Annotated in this window: 3 protein-coding genes; all 3 read right to left on the bottom strand. The window is 59.9% G+C overall.

Going from position 1 to position 2,334, the window contains the following annotated elements:
- Positions 1-16 precede the first annotated feature (16 nt).
- Positions 17-511 (bottom strand): hypothetical protein, encoded by a 495-nt coding sequence (locus tag AX744_RS06835; RefSeq protein WP_157543534.1) that lies wholly within the window; start codon positions 509-511, stop codon positions 17-19.
- On the bottom strand, positions 508-798 hold the full coding sequence (locus AX744_RS19955) for a helix-turn-helix domain-containing protein (RefSeq protein ID WP_082738430.1): 291 nt from the start codon (positions 796-798) through the stop codon (positions 508-510). Before AX744_RS19955 ends, AX744_RS06835 begins: the two co-directional genes overlap by 4 nt.
- Positions 799-1,251: 453 nt before the next feature.
- Positions 1,252-2,334, bottom strand: a 1,083-nt coding sequence (locus AX744_RS20580; RefSeq protein WP_197429170.1) for a hypothetical protein, incomplete at its 5' end; no start/stop codon positions are given.

Raw genomic sequence — 2,334 nt, 5'->3', positions numbered from 1 at the left:
CTCGAAGCCGGCGGATTCAGACCGCTCCTACACTCTCATTCGCGATGAGCCCCTTATCGTGCATCTGCCTCACCGCTAGGATCACATCCCGCCAGAACCCGAGGAGCTCTACCCAGCTCAGTTTCTCACGAGAGGCCGGGTCCAGTATGAGTTCATTCACGGATGCAAATGCGCGAATTAGCACATGGAACTGAATGGGGAGCGGCACGCTCGCACCATTGATCATGATCTCGCTGCTCGCACCACCATCGACGATATTGATCGTGCCAGAGCAAGAGGAGAGCTGACGGAGCAGGACACCTTCGTTCTCGAAATCGAGAATATCTTCTGGCGGGGCTCCGGGCCGGAGGATCTTCATCGCAAAAGCCGCTCCCGTCGTGAGATTTACAGCCTCGAAAACAAGACCGAACCCGCCACCGCCGAGGTGCCGACCAACTCTGTACCCACCAAATTCTTGACCTTCAAGGATCTGGATCCATGGGTCAGGCTGGGGCGCGACGCCCGACGTCACGCGCCGTACGTCTCTCGAAGACGATCTATTTCTTCCGGATGTTGCTGAAGGATTGCGACGACATCAGCTGGCGCATGGCCCTGCGCGAGTTCCACCAGCTCGGCCGGAACGTTGTAATACTGTGAAAGCCGCAGCGCCGTCGGCTGAGCGATCGATCGTTCTCCCCGTTCAATGCGCGAGAGCTGTGATGGGGCCATACCAAGCTCGGCAGCCGCCGAGCGCAACGTATTGCCCTGACGTCTGCGCAGGTCGCGCAAGAGCGATGCGGCGCTTTCGGTCTCCCCCATCGTCTCAGACTAGTTGGTGTTGCCAGCCCTGGCAACAGTCGATCAGGTAACGCATGGCTCCATCGTGGAGCGTCGAACGCTTGCGTTCGTATCGACGCACGTGCGTGGAAGTCGTCAAGCCTGTCATCGTAAACGCTACGGAGCAAAACGAGATCAGGGAGCGTGACGCTTATCGCGCGCGCCGGAGGCACGAAGCACTTTCGCTCGAGTGCCAAACAGGCTGCTGCAGGCCGGGACCTGCACAGGTTCGAGAAAGCCGAGGCCGCCTTCGACATCGGCCGCGGCCAGCGAACGTACTGAGCACGTCCCAGTGATTTGCTGGGTAGACGTTTCCGGGACAGCAGGCATCGGTTCAAAGGCCATGCGAGTCTTCGACATCGCTCTAGCCAGGTTCGCGAACGACTGCGGGGTCGCCGCGGGCTGATGTCCGGTAGCAAGAACAGAGACGCCGTCTTACAGCGCTCCCGCCGGCTCCTGAACGTCACGCAGCGCCTGGTACGCCACGCCTTCAATCTCTCGTTTGAGTCGGTCGTAATCTCGGACTTCAGACATCGGTTCGGCGCCGATGGAATACTCGACTGCAAGTCGCTTCAGCGAGTCACGCAGATCTTGGGCTTCGGGGGCGGCCGCCGGCAGCTCATGCTCGATAGTTTCAAAAAGATCGAGAACGTCTCGCCCGGTAGCACCGTGAGGATGATCGCGAAGGAAGTTGCGCCGAAGACGATTGATCACTTTGCTGAGACGCTCGCGATCGTTCTGCCGAACCGCGTCGCGCTGTAGGTGATCAACGCGGGAGAACAACACGTCGAAATTCGCGAGCGTGCGGTCGCGATCTGCGACCTCAACGTCGGACTCCGCGTTCTCCAGCGCCCAGAGCACGCCCCGCGCAAACCCAACCTTGTTTAGTTCGAGCGGCCGGTCAGGGTTCGGACTAGCTGCGATCGAGGCCTCCTCGATCGCTTTGAAAAGCTTCTGACTTGCTGTCGGCGTTGCCTCGGCAAGATTCGCACGGAACGCAACGGCCTCTTCACCGCTGAGTACTTCGCCTGCAAAATGCCAGGCAGCGCGCAGACCAACGCGAGTCGGGACTAGGTCTTCAATCTCGATCACCTCAGTGACATCGACGTCCAGCCTGGCCGCTTCGAGGTCGCCCAGGAGCATTATGAACCGAGGATCAACGAGCTGACGGTCGCCGTATCCATCTCGGAGTTGGCCCGCTGCCTTCCTTCCTTCCTCGTCGTTGTCTAGGAGCACGACGACCGCGGGGACGTCGACATCCCTCCCGCGCGCGAGGTAAACGAGGTAAGGAACGTGTGGCGCTCCACCGCATGGCACCAAGCTGAGGGTGTTCAGGTCAAGACCTATCTGCTTTCGATCAAGGCGCCTGCTGAGCGAACTCAAGCCAGCTAACAGAACCTGGTCGCCCTGCCCCTCAACCATCAAGTTGCAGTTTCCAATGAAAGTGGTTTCAGCGACGAATGCTGGCTCTTCGCAGTTGAGGGTGTAGCCCGGGACCGCCGGCTGGTTCGCGGATAG

Source organism: Microbacterium sp. CCH5-D1 (assembly GCF_001557335.1).
GTDB lineage: Bacteria > Actinomycetota > Actinomycetes > Actinomycetales > Microbacteriaceae > Microbacterium > Microbacterium oxydans.
This window is presented reverse-complemented; position numbering and strand designations above follow the sequence as displayed.

Bases quoted from the DNA above. Each gene is read 5' to 3' on its own strand.
- AX744_RS19955 (WP_082738430.1), bottom strand. From the start codon at position 798: ATGGGGGAGACCGAAAGCGCCGCATCGCTCTTGCGCGACCTGCGCAGA.